This is a genomic window from Winslowiella arboricola, assembly GCF_025527015.1.
Classification (GTDB): domain Bacteria; phylum Pseudomonadota; class Gammaproteobacteria; order Enterobacterales; family Enterobacteriaceae; genus Erwinia; species Erwinia arboricola.
Window position 1 is genome coordinate 1 of the sequence record NZ_JAODIM010000020.1, and the last position, 307, is coordinate 307.

At 46.9% G+C, this 307-nt stretch carries 1 tRNA gene; it reads left to right on the forward strand.

Going from position 1 to position 307, the window contains the following annotated elements:
• The first annotated feature begins 48 nt into the window (after window positions 1–48).
• Window positions 49–124: transfer RNA gene (locus N5923_RS00095), tRNA-Ala, on the forward strand.
• Window positions 125–307 lie beyond the last annotated feature (183 nt).

Here is a 307-nt window from a genome sequence, read left to right on the forward strand (position 1 = left end):
CGTGAAAATGTATCTCCTGGTAGTAGATGGTCTCTGCAGTAACTGTATGGGGCTATAGCTCAGCTGGGAGAGCGCCTGCCTTGCACGCAGGAGGTCAGCGGTTCGATCCCGCTTAGCTCCACCATACCGTTACTAAAAATACTTCAGAGCACGCCGGCAACGGTATGCTGCGAAGTATTATGCTCTTTAAAAATCCGGAACAAGCTGAAAATTGAAACGACATGTCGTCTCATTTCTCCGTAATAAGAAATGAATCACGATATGTTCGAGTCTCTCAAATGCTTGCAGCTCAGAAGAGTCGAAAGAC